Raw genomic sequence first — 16,445 nt, forward strand, 5'->3', positions numbered from 1 at the left:
GCCTGCTGCGGTTGCTCTTGCTTCCCACCTGGCACTACTTCCTCTGGAACCTCGCGTCCCAGTCTCCAGGTGTCCACGATCAAGGGGAAGGTTCACTGCCGCCTGAGGATGAGATCTACTTCGCGTGCACTGATCCCTCCGGTGCGGGTCCACGCCTGCTCTTCCAGCGAGTTCCCGAAGGCAAGGTCGTCAAGAACCGGGTGCATCTCTGTGTGCGGGCCGGCGCCGGGCTCGTGGGTGACGAGCGCCTGGCCACACTCGAGGCCGAATGCGCACGGCTGATGGCTCTCGGCGCGAAACACGTGCTGACGCAGCGCGCCGATGGCGTCAACGAGTCGTGCATCACGATGCAGGACATCGAGGGCAACGAGTTCTGCCTCGCCTGAATCTCCTCCAAGACTGCGAGGTGGGGAGCCGTCTCCCGTGGACCTCTCAGGTCCCGCATGCGGCAGGAGCCATCCCGTGAGAGCAAGGTTGTGCAGGCGGGCGATGCCGAGCATGGCGTGGTGAACGCCGTCGCCGCGCAGGCGGCAGTCGCGGAGGATCTTCCACCGCTTCATGCGGGCGAAGCAGTGCTCGACGCGGGCGCGGACTTGCTTGTGCGATTTGTTGTGGGCCTGCTTCCAGTCGGGCAGCTCCTCGCCCGGGCGGCGGCGGTGCGGCATCACCAGGCCGGTGCCCGGGTAGCCGCCGTCGGCGATCGTGGTGGTGTTGCCGACGGCGGCTTTGGTGCCGGACTCGGCCCCCATGGGGAGCCGTAGGCGCCGCCGGACTCGCTGTGGACCTCGCGGATCCTCGCCGCCAGGAGCCGGTCCTCGCGTAGTCGTGCCGCCCTCGCGTGTCTTCCGGCGAGCCACTTGTAGTAGCTGGACCGGTTCAGGTCCAGGACCTCGCAGAGCCGCTTCATCTCATAGGTGTCCCGGTGGTCGTCAACGAACTGGAAGCGGCTCGCTAGCCGAAGCCTCCTGCCCGGCCCCGGCCACCGCCTTTCCGGCGGCCGGCGGGGCGGCGGGGTCGACGCCGCGGCGCCGACGGTCGCGCAGCACCCAGTTGCGCAGGGTGTTCCTGTTGATGCCCAGGTCAGTGGCGATGCTCTTGCATGTCGCCCCGGGTGTGGACTCGTACAGGGCCACGGCATCGGCCTTGAACTCGTCCGAGTAGTCCTTCATCGCCATCGGCGGCGTTCTCGCTTCCTCCGGATCAAGCAGATCCAGTATCAGCGTGTTCACCACTCAGGGGGAAGGTCCGTGACCTCCGGCTACCCGACCGCACGCATTCACGTGAGAATCGTCTGGTGACTGTGTCTATCGACCGTGGTCGTTCCCTTGAGGAGCTTGAACGTGATCGCTGGCAGGCGCCGTCGCCCGACGCCACCTATCTCATTGCGACGGCGCATGCCCTGCGGAGTCGGCCGGTCGGGACTCTGACCGTTGAGGACCTGCGCCTGCTGATCGGGCAGGACATTGGGCTGCCGGTGCTTCTTCCGCTCGCGGTGGAGGTGCTTCGTGACAACCCGCTGGCCGAAGGCGACATGTACCAGGGCGACCTGCTGCGCGCGGTCCTGACCAGGGCCCCAGCTGTCTGGAGCACCTATCCGGAGCTTGCAAGGCAACTGACCTTCATCGTCGGCGGCCTCTCCGGCATCTCGTCGGATCTGCGGAGCAAGGTCGAGCGGTTCGTTGGCGCCGTCCAGAATTCCTGACGCGTTGCAGCTGCCTGTCATCTACCACGGGCCCGCCCACCGAAGGCGCCGTGGTCCTGGCCGTTTGGCCGGACAACTTCGGGTGAGCCGACGGACCATGATGGCGATCATCGCCCACCGGATCATGGTCTCGGACCGGGCGGGATCGGTCTCGTAGTCACGGGCAAGCCGCCGGTGCGCGGTCATCCAGGCGAACGTCCGCTCCTGGATGCTCGCGGCAGCAACGTGTACCGCCAGCAGGAGGCCTAGCGTGTCGTGACGATGAACCGCTTGCGGCCTTTGGCCTTCTACCCTGCGCCAAACCCTCTGGTGGAAACGGGGACGGTGTCGGCCGTGCGCACGGGCTGCGAGTCGATGAGCCCCGCGCTAGGAGCGTGTCTCAGTAACCGGCGTCCCGCGCAACGTTTCGAGAATTCGGTGCGTTGTCACACGTCATTCCCGGTGAGAGCCAGACGGACGCCGAGGCCGACCATCACCGCCCCGGACGCTGCGCCAATCGCGGACAGGCGGCGGGGCGACCCGCGGAGCCAGTCACGCGCGGTCCCGGCGAGGAGCCCCCAGGCCGAGTCGGAAACCAGAGCGACAGCGGCGCAGACGACGCCGAGGATCAGGAGCTGCAGAGTCACGTGGCCCGCCGAGCGGTCGACGAACTGGGGCAGCACCGCGGAGAAGATCAGGAAGCCCTTCGGATTGCTCACCCCGACAACGAAGCCCTGCCGGAGGACGCGTCGCACGTTCGCGGGCGGCCGCTGCCGCGCGTCCGTGACGGCCAGTTCCCCGCGATGCCGCCACGTCTGGATGCCGAGGTAGATCAGATACAGGGCCCCGGCGAACTTGAGCACCGAGAACACCACGATCGATCGCGAGACCAAGGCTCCCAACCCGAAAGCCACCAAAACGGCTTGGACCAGCACCCCGCCGTTGTTGCCCATCGCGGTCGCCAGCGCCGCCCGGCGCCCGAGAGCCACCCCCCGCCCGACCACGAACACCACGCTCGGCCCCGGAACGGCGATCAGCGCAGCGACCACGGCAAGAAAAGCCCAGAAGTGTCCGTTACCCAACACACCGTCAGACTAGGAGAATGGGTCAGTGACCGGCAATGTGCGCCGGGGCACGGGCCTCATTTCCGGCGGCCAGTTGGTGAGGCTGGCGGCATGCTGCTCTCCCCGGTGCTGATGGCCCTGTCCCCGCTCGCCCGCCTGGGACCGTCGCTTCCGGCCTCGCGCCGAACCCGAGCCGACCACGTAGGCTCTCGCGAACGGACCTTGAGCAGATTGCGAGCCGCGCAGTGATACGAGACCTCGGGATGACTTCCGAACCGGACGGCACCGCGTCGTCGGCGACCGGTGTCAGAACCCGTCGGGGACTCCGCAAGAGCAGTTGTCGCCTTGGTCGTCTTCGTCTTCGTCTTCGTCAGCGCGAGCGCTGAGTCAGCTGAAAAAGCGCGGCTCGGGGCAGATTTCCAGGGCATCGTCCGGCCGATCCGCCCATTTCCACCAGGCGTGCCCATCGGCACATCTCCACAGCGACCGGCACGCCCGTCCATCGCCGTCCCGCCCGACCAGGACCAACCCGCCCGACTTCAGTGGCTGAGTGCACCTGGGACAGGGCATCGTCCGTGGCCGCAGCGGTTGCTGTACCTCGCTGCTGGCCATGTTTAGCAAATCTCATCCAGGATCAACATCGAACGGCCGTCGTCCGACTCGAACTCGTACGCGTTGTACACCGGCTCGATCGGCCAATCCGGGCCTTTGATGGCCCCTCCCGGACCCTCGTAGCGCTGCTCTGCGCGCGCCCAGGTATCGGCGCGCTGGTCAACGGGGACGTCTTGGAGCCTCGTACTTGCCCCGGGCCTGACGACCATCGATGATGCTGAGGCGGCCAATCGCCGGGCTACCCGAACGTCCAGAGGACCACGCTTCAACTGCCACCGGGCTCCGGCGTGCTGGTCGATCACGCCAGGCTCGACCACGGGTATCCACTGTTCGTGCGGATCAGCTGGTTCCATCGCTGCGAGGAACTGCTGAAACGACTCGCTACGACGAGGCTTGCGGGGCATGGTCCCATTCTGATTGCTCAGCCGACGGCGAGCCAGCCTACCCCGCGTGCTGTCGGCTACCGGTGCCGGCTACCAGGAGAACCAGCCTGGGGTGGCGGTGTAGACGTCTGGTGTGTAGTCGCATTGGTCTGCGGGAACTGACGCGTAAGCCCGCACCGCTTCTGCCGCGACCCGTTCCCCATGGACATCCACCCTGTCGGCCGCTGTCAGAAGAGCACTGACGATCAGCAGACAGGCGACGGGGAGCACGCGGCGGGGACGCCTGGTCCGCGCCACCAGGACTGCCCCGAACGATGACGCCAAGCACGCGCCGCCGATCAGGAAGAGAGCGGTGCTCGTGAACGGATCCAGGGCCGGCACGGGATGGCACAGCCCGTACTGGCGGCCATGCCCGATCAGCGGCACTCGCTCAACGAGAGAGGCCAGCGCCAGCAGCCACCCGAGCCCGAAAACAAAGAGCGGATGCACGCTGAAGCCGGACTTCACCTCGTTGCTCTGGTCGATCATCGTGCTTCCCCCAAGATTGGCCGCAGTTGAGGCGCACCCTATCGAGCGGTCGATGCAGTGGCTGGGCAGGGGGAAGAGCCGTCGTCGACTGTCGTCATCTGTCATCGTTGAGCACCCCCGGACGGCCCAGAGACGGCCCGACCGGGGGTTGTCGCGGTGCGCCCCCGCCGCGCTGAGACCGCTCGGAGACGGGCCAGGAATCGAGCGCTGCCACCCTGCCGCAGGGCGATTGGGGCTCCGTCGCCGGCAGTGCTCGCATTCGTCTCCTGATGCGAACCTTCGGAATCGCCCAACAGGCTGTGCGATGATCGTCATGCGATCGGGGGGCCGCTAATTCTGCACGAAACCGTCTCTTCGAGCCGCACATCGCAGCCGATCGACGAAAGGCCATCCGTGCGCAGCCTCGTCTACTACATCGCCACCACGCTCGACGGTTTCATCGCCGGGCCGGACGGCGCCGATCCCACCGGCCCGAACGGCTTCTGGCCAATTCCTGACGACTACCTCCAGCACATCGTGACCGAGTACCCGGAGACGCTGCCCGCTCCCGCCCGGGCGGCACTGTCCGTCACGGCCGAGGGAACGCGCTTCGACACCGTCCTCGAAGGGCGACGCAGCTACGAGATCGGCCTCGCGGCCGGGATCACCGATGCCTATCCCCACCTGCGGCATCTCGTCTTCTCACGCACGCTGGCTGAGAGCCCGGACCCTGCGGTCGAGCTGGTAGCCGGTGATCCAGTGGCGAAGGTGCGAGAGCTGAAGCAGGAGGACGGCAAGGACATCTGGTTGATCGGTGGCGCGGAGCTGGCCAATGCCCTGTACGGCGAGATCGATCAGCTGATCCTCAAGGTGGGATCGCTGACCATCGGTGCCGGGATACCGCTCTTCTCTCATAAGTCCACCTTCGAACCGCGCCGCTGGGAGCTCACAGACCACGCCCTCCTGAAAAGCGGAGCGCTATTCCTCACCTATACGCGGGTCACCGACTAGGCCTGATCCTGCCCATGAGGTCGGCGGATTTCTAATGGCCTGGACTAGCAGTAGCCGTCCCCCATGGTGCTGGCTGGAGCGAGGTTGGGCCAGGGATGCCCTGCTCTGTCGGAGGCAGCGGACCGTAGGAGGTCAAGAAGAGTGCACCCCGGATAGCCCCGAAAACTTGCGTAGGCGCCCCGGTAGTAGCAGCTCCAGTAGCTCACGACCCGCCGTTGAGTGCGTGCGAAGAAGGCCGCGTTGTCAACGATGAACTGCCCGTAAGCAAGGTGGCCGCAGGTGCCGGGCGTGGCGAGATCACGGAGCTCGTCGCAGATGACGAGCAGGATCTCCAAGACGTACTCGCCAACCAGCTGCACGACGAACGGGACGACCCATGGGTCCGTGGAACCAACGATCTTCTCCAGGTGTCCACGATCAAGGGGAAGGTTCAGTCTGACCACCCCGTCGCAGTGCCTTGAGTACAGGCAGTGCAGAAGTTGCCGTTGGCGCGGCGAAAGCGACGCCACCGCGTCAGTTGGCGGCTCGTCGTTGTACAGGCGCTCGGGGATTGAAACCTGCTGGCCCTCTACGACGACCGAAAACGAGGCATGCGGCTGGAGCCGAGAACCAGGCATCACCGCCAGGACTGCCTCGGCATCGTTTGCAAGCTCGGCTGCGAACGCCGTGATCAACGGATTGCTGCTGTCGGAAAGCGGCTGCACGAGCCGAGCATAGGCGGATGCCTCGGCCACGTAGCTGGGATTGATGGCCCCACACCCGCTCAACCCGGCGAAGGTATGCGGTCAGAGCACTAGGTGGTCGCGCAGGAAACCACAGTGCGGCAGCACTCAGCCCTGATTCACGATCACCCTGCCTGCGTCCGTGAGAAGTTGTGGACCGCCAGCGTCGGCCCGTTGTGGAGGGGGCCAGTCCGTCCGAGCCGGGCCAGCTGGGCTGACATTCGCTTTGCGTGGCCAAGTGGTGGGGGAGCCAACCTGGTGTGGGACGAGGCGTTCTACCGCGTTCAACGTGACGGCTACGCAATCTGCTTCGTGCCCGATGCCGGGGTACCACTCGACGAGATCGACGACGTCGACATGTGGGTGATCTTCGACAGCGGGGAACGCTGGTCGGGGACGATCTAGACCCTGGACAATGTCCGCCGCACCATGGACCGTTGGCGACAGACCGGCGAGTGCCTTGGTGGGAGGTACTACTACGTCCGGGATGGGCTGATCGTCCGCGACCGAGGCATCCCCGGGATGGTTGACGTTGTCGACGACCTTGTTCAGAGCGGTGACTACAGAAGTGTTTTCCGCGACGTCGGTCCAGAAGACACGGATGACTGACCTCTTCATCCCGAAGCAACTTGAGCGCGGGCTCGACCCTGGCCGACTGTGCCTCTCACGTGCGGTGGTGGTCCGCAGGCGTCCGAGCTTGTCCGCCGATGCACGCCGGCGTTGTCACGCAGTCAGACACGCACTGCTCTCGCCCGCGCCCCCGCACCGGTGCGGTGACAGCCTGTCCAGTCTCTGACTTACGCGACTTATGAGTCGATGTCTTCTCGAGCAAGCGAGTCAATGATGAGCGTCCTTTCGGAAGGCGGCGTGAGTGGCGAAAGGTCTTGAGGACCGCGTCCAGTCCGTCCGTGCCTGGCGTGTGGGTGCGTGCCTTGTCGGGCTGGGGGCCTGCGTGGTCGTTCCGGTCGGGCCGGGGGTGCCGGTGCGGATGGCCCTCGTCGGCCTCGGAGTCGTGCTGCTGGTCGCCTGGGCCGGGGTTCTGCGGTCGGCGGCGGCGGTCCGGGCGGCGGTGTTCGTCGGGCCGCTCTCCGGCTGCCTCGCGGTGGGGATGCTCTCCGGCTGGCCGCCCGCGGTCACCACGGTCCTGGTGTGCGCCCTGCCTTTGGGATGCCTCGTGCTCGCCGGCCGTCGCGCTGCCCTCAGCCCGGCCGCGCCATGGCTGACGCCTGGTTCGCTGACGATCGGGACCCTCTGGCTGAGCCTTGTCACTGTCGTGCTCAGCGCCGTGGCGCTCACGGCTTGGGCGCTCACGGTGCGGCCCCAGCCGGCTGAGTATCTACGGGAGTTGCAACGGCTCCCACTCGGGCTCGCGATCCTGGGCATCGTCGCGTTCGCCCTGGTCAACGCGGTGTGGGAGGAAGCGCTTTTCCGGGGAGTGCTGCTGACCGAACTCGCCTCGGTCTGGGGCTCCAGGACCGCCGTGGTGATCCAGGCCCTGCTGTTCGGGGCCGCGCATTTCGGGGGCTTCCCGTCCGGCTTCACCGGCGTGGCCATGGCGGGGGCCTGGGGGTTCGCCCTGGGGGTCCTCCGCCTGCGCAGTGGTGGCATCCTGGTCCCCTACGGGGTGCACGTGGCCGCCGACGCCGTCATCGGGACACTCGCGGTGCTGATTCTGCGGTGAGGTGCGGAGGAGAGGGCGCGCCGGTGGAGTGCCGGCGCGCCCGGGGTGTGGGCGTCAGCTCGCGGTGCAGCTGATCGAGCCGACCGGATAGTTGTTGCCCGTGGATGTGGCGGTGAATCCGAAGAAGACACTGGCGTTTGGCGGTACGGTCCTGTTGTAGTCGGCGTTCTTGACCGTGATCGTGCCGTCCCCGGCCGTGGTCAGGTTGCCGTTCCAGGCACTGCTGATCTTGGTTCCGGTGCCGGGCTTCCAGGTCACCGTCCAGCCGTTCAGCGGCGCCGTGCCGTGGTTCATCACCTCCACGGAGCCCTGGAAGCCGCCGCCCCAGGCGTTCTCCACGTTGTACACGGCCATGCAGGAGCCGGTCTGCGGGCCGGACGGCGTCGAGGTCGGAGTCGAAGTGACCGTCGGCGTCGCGGACGGAGTCCCCGAGCCGGAGTTGCGGATGCCCGTCACCTCGCCGTGGCCGCCGTCGAAGGCGATGTCCGAGCAGGAGAAGAAGTTCTCCTGGCTGTCGGAGCGCACCCACTGGATGAAGAGCAGCGCGTTGCCCGAACGGCCGGACGGCAGCGGGAGGTTCCAGTAGTAGTGGCCGCCGTCGGTGCCCGGCGAACCCACCTGCGGCGGGTTGCTGACCGTCTGGATCAGGTCCAGGTCGGCCCAGCGCAGCTGGGACGAGGCCGACCAGCCAGGCTTGGTCAGGTAGACCCGGAAGTCACCCGGGTGCGCTGCCCAGTTGCTGTACTGGAGCTGCATCGTGGACCCGGAGGTCAGGTGGGTCCTGGGCCAGTCGGCGCGGGCGGCGTTGTAGGCGGAGAAGTCGTACGGCGAGCGGTCTCCCGCGCTGCACAGGGTGCCGTCCGGCACGTAACCCTGGTTTTTGCCACCGGCGTTGGAGTCGAGCACCGCGAACCAGTTGTACAGCGGCGTGGCACCGCTCTTGTTCAGGGCGTCCCGGCACGCGGGGTTCGTCGGGTCGAGGCTGCCGGTCGCCGTGCGGGCGTCCACGTAACACAGATAGGTGCGCGAACCGGGCATCATCGCCACACCGTGCGCCTCGGCGCGGCCCTGACCGAGAAGGGTCAGGCCCAGTGCCGCGAGGAGGGTGGCGAAGGCCGCCGCCACCGAAAGAAGTCTGCTGCGTCGAGCCACGTTCGGTCCTTCCTTCCTTGTGGGGGTGGTGGTGCGTCTCAGGCGGTGTTGCAGGCAGTGCCGTTGAGGGTGAAGGCGCCCGGTGCGGCGAACGTGCCGCTGTAGGTGCCCTGGAAGCCGAACGTCTGACTGCCGCCCGGCGCGAGCTGCGCGTTGTGCGACAGGGCGGTCGCGGTGACGGCGCCCGAGGACGGGTTCACCGTCGCGTTCCAGGCGCTGGTGACGCGCTGCCCGGAGGGCAGGGTGAAGCCGAGCTGCCAGCCGTTCACCGCCGTCGAACCGGTGTTGCGGACGGTCACGTCGGCGGTGAATCCGCCCGCCCAGACGTTCGTGGCGTACGTCACCGAACAGGCCGTCTGGCCACCGGGGTTGCCCCCGCCACCGTTGCCTCCGCCGCCGTTGCCACCCGTGCGGATCTCCGAGGAGAACGACGTCACGGCGAGCCCGGTACCGTTCTGCCAGGGCTCGAAGCCCGCCTGCACGCTCGTCAGGTACCAGTTGCTGGACGCGAGTTGGCGGGACACCGCCTGCTGGACGAAGTCCATCACGTCGAAGTTCCAGCTGCTGATCGCCGACGGGGCGACGAAGGACAGCACGTTGTTGGAGCCGTTGTTGCCGGACCACACCTGCCAGGAACGCCCGGCGACCGTGGCCGTGCCGGTCTGCGAGCCCACCGGCTGGACCGGGCCGACCTTGTTGAACCAGACCATGATCTCGGTCCGGTTCACGCCGTCCTTGCGGGCCGTCGGGTCCAGCCAGATGTCGTACGCGGCGTCGTAGACCGCGTCGCTGACATAGCTGTAGGAGATGCTGGTGGGCGCGCTGGAGATGGTGTCCAGCCGGGCCGGGAGCGCCGTGCCCGGCGAGCAGTTGGTGTAGTGGCAGCCGTTGTAGACGGACGGGTACGACTTCGGCGCGCCGTTGGTGGCCACCGAGCCGTCGGCCCGGTTGATCCGGAAGCCGGAGTCCGTCACGGTGATGCACTGGGCGGCGTTGGTGCCCCAGCGGTTGTTCTGGACCACGTAGCGGCCCTGGATCGTGGTCGTTCCGTAGGTGTCGCAGATCTGGGTGTCGGCGTGCGCCGTCGGAACGGCCGCCAGGAAGGCGGCGACCAGGGCGAGAGCGGTGAGCAGCGCGCACAGGACACCGCGCGCGGTGTCGAGCCGATGGGGCAGCAGTCGCATAGGGGGGCCTCTTCGAGGGGCGACGTCGTAGGGAGGAGGAGTGCTCCCGCTCGCGCTTCTGTGGGAGCGCTCCCATCGTTTAGAAACGGACTATAGAAGCGATGCCTGTCCCTGACAAGACTGTGCGCGGTAACCTCTTGGCCGACTACGGCCTGCGGGCGAACCCTATGAACTCCGACCAGGCGGTGGGGGAGAGGGCGAGCTGAGCGCCGGCGGTGTTCTTGGAGTCGCGGACGTGGACGGTGCCGGGGCAGGCGGCCACCTCGACGCAGTCGCCGGAGTCGTCACCGCTGTAGGTGGACTTGCGCCAGGCGAGTGCCACTTCGACGCAGTCGTCGCCGTCGGTCCCGCTGTAGCTGCTCTTGAACCAGGCCAGTTCGTCGGTGCTCATAGCGCTCCTCGCATCTGCTCCAACAGGCTCCGGGAATCCTCCGGAGTGAGGGCCTGCGAACGCAGTTTCGCATAGCGCATGTGGAGAACACTGATCGTTTTGGGATCGACGGCGAATCGGCCTCCCCGTTGGGCCTCGCAGTATGCGAACCACTCGTTCTCGGGACTTTCCGCGAGTCGGATGGGTCCGTCGAGGCAGGCGTGAGCGCCGTGGCTCATCGGCACCACTTGGAATTCCAGGTTGCGCGGTGCGGTGGCTTCCAGGATGTGGTCGATCTGCTGGCGCATCACCCTTCCTTCGCCGGCTGCCCGCCGAAGGACGTGCTCCTCCACGATGAAGCTGAACACCGTGTTGGGCCGCTCGGCGAACAGTGACTGTCGCTCCAGGCGGGCCGTGATCATCGCCTCGATCTCCGGGTCGGCGAGCACGGGCAGCCGTACGCTGAACAGCCCCCGCGCATAGGCCTCCGTCTGCAGAAGTCCTGGAACGACCCGGTTCTCGAAGGTGTACAGACTGATCGCCTGCTCCTCCAGCTCCGCCCACTGGCGGAACCAGGACGCCAGCCCCTTCTCCCGGCCGACGTGCTTGTACACGCCCTTCAACGCGCCGAAGGCGTCCTGGACCTCCTCCGCTCGCTCGACGAACACGCGGGGCGGGAAGCGTCGGCCCTGTTCGATCGATGCCACGGTGCCCGGCTGGTAGCCGACGAGCGGGGCGTAGTCCTCCTGGGTGTAGCCCGCCCGTTTGCGGAAGGCCTTGTGCGCCGCGCCGAACGCCTTCATGCTGTCCGACGGTTCGGGCTCGCCGGTGGTCGTGGTCGCCGTGTTGGTGCTGGTGGTTTCGGTCATGCAGGTACCCCCGAGTCCGCTGAAGTCTCCAACCCCGCGAGGGCACCCAGGGTCACGCCCCGTGACGCTCCTACAGTGTGCGGCGTACGAGCGCCGTGCCTGGTTCGGCTCGCGTGACCTGTGGAACCTTCGGGCCATGCACGTAGATCCCCGGCTCCAGGAGCCCGTCACCGTACGTATGTTCAGCCAGTTGTTCAGCTGCACCCCGCGAGGTGCCCGGCTCGCGCGGCGGCTCGTGGCGCATCGGATGGACGCCTGGGGTTTCCCGCATGGGAGCGAGGCGGGCGAGAACGTGACCCTGGTGGTCGCCGAGCTCGCCGCCAACGCTGTCCGGCACGGCCGCGTCGCCGGGCGGGACTTCCGCGTGCGGCTGCTGTGGGAGGGCGCGGTCGTCCGGGTGGAGGTGGCCGACGCGCGGACCGAACGGCTCCCGGTGGTGCGGGAGCCGGACGGCGAAGGCGGGCGCGGGCTCGTGCTGGTGGCCGCCGTGTCCGAGGGGTGGGGCGTGGAGCGACGGGCGGGCCGCGCCTACAAGGTGGTGTGGGCGGAGGTGCGGGTCACGGAGCCAGGAGGTCCGCGAGGAAGGCGTTCGTGAACTTTCCGGCGGGGTCCAACTCCCGGGCCAGCGTGCGGAAGTCGTCCAGGCGCGGGTACCGGCCGCGCAGGACGGCCGGCGGAGTGGCGAACACCTTGCCCCAGTGCGGGCGGGGGTCGAGGCCGGCCAGCGCCTCCTCAAGCCGGCGTACGACCGGCAGCACCGTGGCCGTGTCCTCGATCCAGGTGAAGTGCGCGGCGACGGTGTCCCGGCCGTAGGAGGGGCTCAGCCACTGCTCGTCGGCGGCGACGGTGCGGATCTCGCACGTCTGGAGCACCGGGGCGACCGTCTCCCGGATCGCGTCGAGCGCGTGCAGGAGGTCGAGGGCGTACCGGCGTGGCAGCAGGTACTCCGACTGCAGCTCGGCACCGCTGCTCGGGGTGAACTCGGCCCGGAAGTGCGGCAGTCGTTCGTGCCAGGGTCCGGGCACGCCGAACTGCTGCGTGCAGTTCTCCGCCGGCATGCCCGGCACCGGGTGCAGCGCGACCTTGGCGGGCACCGCCCAGGGGAAGGCGGGCAGCGGCTGGTCGGTGCGCCGCTTGAGCCACACCTGGCGGAAGCCCGGGTCGCGCCAGTCGGTGAACAGGCTGACGCTGTACGCGGCGGCCGCCACCGTCTCGTAGTCCAGCCCCTCCAGGGGGAGTTCGGTGAACAGGTGCTGTTCGACCTCGTAGGCGGGCTCCAGGTCGAGGGTGAGGGCGGTGACCACGCCGAGCGCGCCGAGGGAGGTGACGGCCCCGCCGAACCGCGGGTCGCCGCGGCCGACGACGGCCGTCGAGCCGTCCGCGGTGACGATCTCCACCTCCCGCACGGGGGCGGCCAGCGGTCCGTTGCCCACGCCGGAGCCGTGGGTGCCGGTCGCCACCGAGCCGGCCACCGAGATGTGCGGCAGGGAGGCCATGTTGGGCAGCGCGAGGCCGTGCGCGTGCACCCGGCGGGCGAGTTCCGCGTACCGCAGACCTCCGGCCACCCGGACCGTCCGGGCCGCCGTGTCGACGTCGGCCTCGGCGGGCGTCGCCTCCAGGGAGAGCAGGGTGCCTCCGGCGCCCGGGTCGGCGATCTCGTTGAAGGAGTGCCCGCTGCCCAGCACCCGCACCCGCGCACTGCGGGCGACCAGCTCCCGCACCGCGTCGAGCGAGCCCGGCCGGTCCACCTCCGCGGCGCTGTAGGTGATGTTCCCCGCCCAGTTGGTCACGGTTCCAGTCCCGGTCATCCCGCTCCGCCTCACCCTCACACCACTGCCCACAAGGTCACGGGGGAACGTACCCGACGGCCACCGGACAGAGGTTCACGGCCTCCGTGCGGGGGACCCGGCACGACCCGCGCGCGAGCGTAGGCATACCGTGAGAAGTCGTACACGCGAGTCGGGAGGAGTCAACGGGATGGGCAGCCGTACCGAGCTGGTCGAGGATCTGATGGAGCGCTTCCCGCATGTGCCGCGGGAGGCCGTCTTCAAGGAGGATCTGCTCCGGGGCGGCGTGGCCTTCGACCCGTCCGCGCTCAGTGACAACGAGGGCGGTGAGGTCAAGCCGAAGTCGTACTTCATCTTCTCCTTCGACCACGGCACGCTGCCCGAACTGGGGGAGGCCGCGCTGCGGCGGCCGCCGGAGGAGATCATCCTCACCGGCGGACCGTACGACCTGCGGCGGACCGTCGTCTCCGTACGGGTGAATCCCGCCTCGCCCTACCGCGTCGCCGCCGACGACGAGGGGCTGCTCGGGCTCTACCTGGACGGGAAGCGGATCGCCGACGTCGGTGTGCCGCCCATGCCCGAGTACTACCGGCACACGCTGTCCAACGGGAAGTCCGTGATGGAGGTCGCCCCGACCATCCAGTGGGGCTACCTGATCTACCTCACCGTCTTCCGGGTCTGCCAGTACTTCGGCGCCAAGGAGGAGTGCCAGTACTGCGACATCAACCACAACTGGCGCCAGCACAAGGCGGCCGGCCGGCCCTACACCGGCGTCAAGGACGTCGAGGAGGTCCTGGAGGCGCTGGAGATCATCGACCGGTACGACACCCAGAAGGCGTCCACCGCGTACACCCTCACCGGCGGCGCCGTCACGTCCAAGGTGGCGGGCCGCGACGAGGCCGACTTCTACGGCCACTACGCCAAGGCCATCGAGGAGCGCTTCCCCGGCCGCTGGATCGGCAAGGTCGTCGCGCAGGCGCTGCCGAAGCCGGACGTGCAGCGGTTCAAGGACTACGGCGTGCAGATCTACCACCCCAACTTCGAGGTCTGGGACCGCCGTCTGTTCGAGCTGTACTGCCCGGGCAAGGAGCGCTACGTCGGCCGCGACGAGTGGCACCGCCGCATCCTGGACTCCGCGGAGGTGTTCGGCGCGCGCAACGTGATCCCCAACTTCGTGGCGGGCGTGGAGATGGCCGAGCCGTTCGGCTTCACGACCGTCGACGAGGCCATCGCGTCCACCACCGAGGGCCTGCGCTTCTTCATGTCGCACGGCATCACGCCCCGCTTCACCACGTGGTGCCCGGAGCCCACCACCCCGCTCGGCAAGGCCAACCCGCAGGGCGCGCCGCTGGAGTACCACATCCGGCTCCTGGAGGCCTACCGTGCCACGATGGACGACTTCGGACTCTCCTCGCCCCCCGGCTACGGCCCGCCCGGCCCCGGCCACGCGGTGTTCTCCGTCAGCTCCTTCATGGACAGCCTGCCGGCGGCGGAGGAGACGCCCCAGGAGACCGAGGGGGCGGCGCGGTAGCCCTCAGCCGCGCGTTTTCGGGTCCCGTGGGTCGATTGGGGGCTTCGGTCCGTACTACGGAGCGGAGTTGAGGACCACGGGATCCGTCACGACAATTGCATACGTGGCTTGTCAGTCGTGTCAAAGGCGTGAAAAGCTCGTGCTCTACCCCGAGGTGCCCCCCAACTTCTCCCTGAGCGCAGAGAGTTGACCTCGCCCGTGGATGCAGGAGACCCATGCCCGACCTGCCGAGCCCCAAGGACGCGACCGAGGCCGCGCTGCTTGCCGAGTGCTGGGACGCCGTGCTCTCCTACGCCGACCTGTGCACGGCCGGCGCCGGCGAGGCCGGGCAACTCGCCGCGGAGGCCTTCGCGGCGGGCCTGCGCGAGGTCCGGGCCGCCGAGGCCGACGCGTCCCGGGGGCGCCGTACGCCCCGGCTGCCCGCGATCCCGCTGACGCTGGCCGCCGTGCGCACCACCGCCGCGTCCTGGGAGGCCGGCGGACTTGGCGACCGGCTCGTCCCGGACCTGCGCCTGTGGCTCAACTCCGACCAGGCCGCCCGCTGGACCGGCCCGCCGCCGCGTCGCCCGCTCGCCCTGCGCACCCTGCGGGACCTCCAGGAGCCGGACGCCAGGCTCCTGTGGCTGGCCGAGGTGGAGGCGCTGCCGTCGACCGTGGTGGCCCGCCGGCTGGGCCTGGACCCCGCGCGGGTGTCCGAGGAACTCGACCAGGTGCGGACCCTGTTCCGGGACCGCTGCCGCCGCAACCACCTCGACACCCCGATGGACGCGGAGTGCCGCGGCTACGCCGGGCTGCTGGACGCGGTCACCCGCCCCGCGGCCGCCGCCGAGACCCCCGAGGACCTCTCCCGGCACCTCGCCACCTGCGAGGGGTGCGCGCAGGCCGCCGCCTGCATGCGGCCGCACGGCGGCCAGTTGCCCGCCGCGCTGGCCGGCGGAGTCATCGGCTGGGGCGGTCTCGCCTACCTGGAGCGCCGCCGCCGGGCCGCCGAGGTGCGCCTCGGCGCCCGCCGCCCCGCGGCGGGCGCCGACGGCGGGGAGCCGCAGCAGGGCGCCGCGCGGGCGCGGATCGTGCGCGGCGGCCTGCTCGCCGCCGCGGTCGCCCTGTCCGGGCTGGCGCTGGCCGTGTCGATGATGCCGTTCGGCGGCTCGGCGAACGACGACGCGCACGACGACAACGCCCGCAGGCCGGTCACCGACGGCCGTCCGGCCCTCGACCCGGACGCCGGGCCGCCCGCCGCCGAGCCCCTGCCGTCCGCCTCCGTCGCGGCCTCTGCGTCCGCGGCCCACGAGTCGTCCGCGAGCGGCACGGCGACCCGGTCAGGACGTGAGAACCCCGACCCGGAACCGCAGGGCACCGCCTCTGCCACCGCCGACGGGGGCGACTCGCCCGACCCGGGCACCGACACCTCCGGGACAGGCGGTACCGGCGGTACTGGCGGTGCGGGCTCCGACGGTACCGGGTCCGGCGGCACGGGAACCGGCGGGCCGGACAGTGGCGGGACAGGGGTCTGCCGGGTCGACTACGAGCAGACGAACCAGTGGACCGACGGCTTCCAGGCCAAGGTCACCGTCACCACCGCACGCTCCCTGGACGCCTGGCGCGTCGCCTGGTCCTTCGCCGACGGGCAGCGGGTCGGCCAGATGTGGGACGCGACCGTCGCCCAGAACGGCTCCCGCGTCACCGCCACCGCCGCCGAGTACAACAAGTCCGTCCCCGCGAACGGCACCCTGTCCTTCGGCTTCCTCGGCACCTGGCACGGGCGCAACTCCGCGCCGTACGACTTCACGCTCAACGGGCACAGCTGCGCGACGGGCTGACCCGGGGCCCGCGAACGGCCCGGCGCCCGGCGGCCCGGCGGTTCGAGGAGTGACCCGAACGGCCCTGTCGG

At 69.1% G+C, this 16,445-nt stretch carries 16 protein-coding genes and 2 pseudogenes; 7 read left to right on the plus strand and 11 right to left on the minus strand.

The window, feature by feature from the left end; translation table 11 throughout:
• The first annotated feature begins 17 nt into the window (after window positions 1–17).
• Entirely contained in the window at window positions 18–386 is a 369-nt protein-coding gene (locus tag ACIOWN_RS32160; RefSeq protein ID WP_401984184.1) for a VOC family protein, read from the plus strand.
• A 72-nt stretch (window positions 387–458) separates the two neighbouring features.
• On the opposite strand, the pseudogene ACIOWN_RS32165 reads toward ACIOWN_RS32160, so the two are convergent.
• Both ACIOWN_RS32165 and ACIOWN_RS32170 read right to left on the minus strand, forming a co-directional pair.
• A pseudogene (locus ACIOWN_RS32165) lies at window positions 459–740 on the minus strand (transposase family protein); the annotation flags it as partial.
• A 189-nt stretch (window positions 741–929) separates the two neighbouring features.
• Entirely contained in the window at window positions 930–1,232 is a 303-nt protein-coding gene (locus ACIOWN_RS32170; protein ID WP_362354861.1) for a transposase, read from the minus strand.
• A gap of 62 nt (window positions 1,233–1,294) precedes the next feature.
• Between ACIOWN_RS32170 and ACIOWN_RS32175 the strand changes: the two genes are divergently transcribed.
• Window positions 1,295–1,702: a contact-dependent growth inhibition system immunity protein gene (locus ACIOWN_RS32175; protein ID WP_362354864.1), complete on the plus strand. Its 408-nt coding sequence runs from the start codon at window positions 1,295–1,297 to the stop codon at window positions 1,700–1,702.
• 21 nt (window positions 1,703–1,723) lie between these two features.
• Here ACIOWN_RS32175 and ACIOWN_RS32180 read toward each other — a convergent pair.
• The 3 genes and pseudogenes from ACIOWN_RS32180 to ACIOWN_RS32190 all read right to left on the minus strand — a co-directional run.
• A pseudogene (locus tag ACIOWN_RS32180) lies at window positions 1,724–2,073 on the minus strand (transposase); the annotation flags it as partial.
• Window positions 2,074–2,127: 54 nt separating this feature from the next.
• The gene (locus ACIOWN_RS32185; protein WP_362354867.1) at window positions 2,128–2,766 is read right to left on the minus strand and encodes a LysE family translocator; all 639 of its coding nucleotides are present in this window, start codon (window positions 2,764–2,766) and stop codon (window positions 2,128–2,130) included.
• Window positions 2,767–3,830: 1,064 nt separating this feature from the next.
• The gene (locus ACIOWN_RS32190; protein WP_362354873.1) at window positions 3,831–4,268 is read right to left on the minus strand and encodes a hypothetical protein; all 438 of its coding nucleotides are present in this window, start codon (window positions 4,266–4,268) and stop codon (window positions 3,831–3,833) included.
• Window positions 4,269–4,661: 393 nt separating this feature from the next.
• Here ACIOWN_RS32190 and ACIOWN_RS32195 point away from each other — a divergent pair, with 393 nt between their 5' ends.
• Window positions 4,662–5,258 (plus strand): dihydrofolate reductase family protein, encoded by a 597-nt coding sequence (locus tag ACIOWN_RS32195; RefSeq protein ID WP_401984159.1) that lies wholly within the window; start codon window positions 4,662–4,664, stop codon window positions 5,256–5,258.
• Window positions 5,259–5,302: 44 nt separating this feature from the next.
• Here the strand turns inward: ACIOWN_RS32195 and ACIOWN_RS32200 are convergent, their stop codons facing one another.
• On the minus strand, window positions 5,303–5,962 hold the full coding sequence (locus ACIOWN_RS32200; RefSeq protein WP_401984186.1) for a hypothetical protein: 660 nt from the start codon (window positions 5,960–5,962) through the stop codon (window positions 5,303–5,305).
• A 1,006-nt stretch (window positions 5,963–6,968) separates the two neighbouring features.
• On the opposite strand from ACIOWN_RS32200, the gene ACIOWN_RS32205 reads away from it, so the two are divergent.
• Window positions 6,969–7,661: a lysostaphin resistance A-like protein gene (locus ACIOWN_RS32205; RefSeq protein ID WP_401984160.1), complete on the plus strand. Its 693-nt coding sequence runs from the start codon at window positions 6,969–6,971 to the stop codon at window positions 7,659–7,661.
• Window positions 7,662–7,715: 54 nt separating this feature from the next.
• Here ACIOWN_RS32205 and ACIOWN_RS32210 read toward each other — a convergent pair whose 3' ends face one another.
• From ACIOWN_RS32210 to ACIOWN_RS32225, 4 genes are all read right to left on the minus strand, one after another.
• The gene (locus ACIOWN_RS32210) at window positions 7,716–8,813 is read right to left on the minus strand and encodes a lytic polysaccharide monooxygenase (protein ID WP_362357284.1); all 1,098 of its coding nucleotides are present in this window, start codon (window positions 8,811–8,813) and stop codon (window positions 7,716–7,718) included.
• Window positions 8,814–8,851: 38 nt separating this feature from the next.
• Complete coding sequence (locus tag ACIOWN_RS32215) at window positions 8,852–9,997, minus strand: GH12 family glycosyl hydrolase domain-containing protein (protein WP_362357282.1); 1,146 nt, start codon at window positions 9,995–9,997, stop codon at window positions 8,852–8,854.
• 145 nt (window positions 9,998–10,142) lie between these two features.
• A complete protein-coding gene (locus ACIOWN_RS32220; RefSeq protein WP_401984162.1) occupies window positions 10,143–10,388 on the minus strand; it encodes a DUF397 domain-containing protein in 246 nt (81 codons plus the stop codon).
• The gene (locus ACIOWN_RS32225; RefSeq protein ID WP_401984163.1) at window positions 10,385–11,236 is read right to left on the minus strand and encodes a Scr1 family TA system antitoxin-like transcriptional regulator; all 852 of its coding nucleotides are present in this window, start codon (window positions 11,234–11,236) and stop codon (window positions 10,385–10,387) included. Before ACIOWN_RS32225 ends, ACIOWN_RS32220 begins: the two co-directional genes overlap by 4 nt.
• A gap of 136 nt (window positions 11,237–11,372) precedes the next feature.
• On the opposite strand from ACIOWN_RS32225, the gene ACIOWN_RS32230 reads away from it, so the two are divergent.
• Window positions 11,373–11,831, plus strand: a complete 459-nt coding sequence (locus tag ACIOWN_RS32230; RefSeq protein WP_401984165.1) for an ATP-binding protein — start codon at window positions 11,373–11,375, stop codon at window positions 11,829–11,831.
• Here the strand turns inward: ACIOWN_RS32230 and ACIOWN_RS32235 are convergent.
• Entirely contained in the window at window positions 11,794–13,044 is a 1,251-nt protein-coding gene (locus ACIOWN_RS32235; protein ID WP_401984167.1) for a D-arabinono-1,4-lactone oxidase, read from the minus strand. The genes ACIOWN_RS32230 and ACIOWN_RS32235 overlap by 38 nt on opposite strands.
• Before the next feature lie 169 nt (window positions 13,045–13,213).
• On the opposite strand from ACIOWN_RS32235, the gene ACIOWN_RS32240 reads away from it, so the two are divergent.
• On the plus strand, window positions 13,214–14,554 hold the full coding sequence (locus ACIOWN_RS32240; RefSeq protein ID WP_362357273.1) for a radical SAM protein: 1,341 nt from the start codon (window positions 13,214–13,216) through the stop codon (window positions 14,552–14,554).
• Window positions 14,555–14,769: 215 nt separating this feature from the next.
• Window positions 14,770–16,374, plus strand: a complete 1,605-nt coding sequence (locus tag ACIOWN_RS32245; RefSeq protein ID WP_362357271.1) for a cellulose-binding domain-containing protein — start codon at window positions 14,770–14,772, stop codon at window positions 16,372–16,374.
• The last annotated feature ends 71 nt before the right edge of the window (window positions 16,375–16,445 follow it).

The sequence above is a fragment of the Streptomyces sp. NPDC087787 genome (assembly GCF_044743035.1).
In the GTDB taxonomy this organism is placed as follows: Bacteria; Actinomycetota; Actinomycetes; order Streptomycetales; family Streptomycetaceae; genus Streptomyces.

Bases quoted from the DNA above. Each gene is read 5' to 3' on its own strand.
- ACIOWN_RS32190 (WP_362354873.1), bottom strand. From the start codon at position 4,268: ATGATCGACCAGAGCAACGAGGTGAAGTCCGGCTTCAGCGTGCATCCG.
- ACIOWN_RS32205 (WP_401984160.1), top strand. From the start codon at position 6,969: ATGGCCCTCGTCGGCCTCGGAGTCGTGCTGCTGGTCGCCTGGGCCGGG.
- ACIOWN_RS32215 (WP_362357282.1), bottom strand. From the start codon at position 9,997: ATGCGACTGCTGCCCCATCGGCTCGACACCGCGCGCGGTGTCCTGTGC.
- ACIOWN_RS32220 (WP_401984162.1), bottom strand. From the start codon at position 10,388: ATGAGCACCGACGAACTGGCCTGGTTCAAGAGCAGCTACAGCGGGACC.
- ACIOWN_RS32225 (WP_401984163.1), bottom strand. From the start codon at position 11,236: ATGACCGAAACCACCAGCACCAACACGGCGACCACGACCACCGGCGAG.
- ACIOWN_RS32230 (WP_401984165.1), top strand. From the start codon at position 11,373: ATGCACGTAGATCCCCGGCTCCAGGAGCCCGTCACCGTACGTATGTTC.
- ACIOWN_RS32235 (WP_401984167.1), bottom strand. From the start codon at position 13,044: ATGACCGGGACTGGAACCGTGACCAACTGGGCGGGGAACATCACCTAC.
- ACIOWN_RS32240 (WP_362357273.1), top strand. From the start codon at position 13,214: ATGGGCAGCCGTACCGAGCTGGTCGAGGATCTGATGGAGCGCTTCCCG.
- ACIOWN_RS32245 (WP_362357271.1), top strand. From the start codon at position 14,770: ATGCCCGACCTGCCGAGCCCCAAGGACGCGACCGAGGCCGCGCTGCTT.